Source organism: Kitasatospora sp. NPDC001683, assembly GCF_053596495.1.
The window spans coordinates 25,314-25,532 of record NZ_JBSFGK010000006.1 but is presented as its reverse complement, the minus strand read 5'-3'; the positions used below and the strand labels follow the sequence as shown (position 1 = coordinate 25,532).

1 protein-coding gene is annotated in these 219 nt (G+C 73.1%); it reads left to right on the top strand.

Features of this window, described 5'->3' with window-relative positions; all coding sequences use genetic code 11:
• Nucleotides 1-33: 33 nt before the first annotated feature.
• Nucleotides 34-219 (top strand): WD40 repeat domain-containing protein (locus ACWCYO_RS04490; protein ID WP_449783302.1); only part of this gene is annotated, 186 nt, incomplete at its 3' end.

Here is a 219-nt window from a genome sequence, read left to right as displayed (position 1 = left end):
ACCCTCACCGGCCACACCGGAGAGGTGCGCTCAGTGGCGTTCAGCCCCGACGGCCACACCCTCGCAACCGCCAGCGCCGACAACACCGCACGGCTGTGGGACGCGGCCACCGGCACCGTCCGAGCCACCCTCACCGGCCACACCGGAGAGGTGCGCTCAGTGGCGTTCAGCCCCGACGGCCACACCCTCGCAACCGCCAGCGCCGACAACACCGCACGG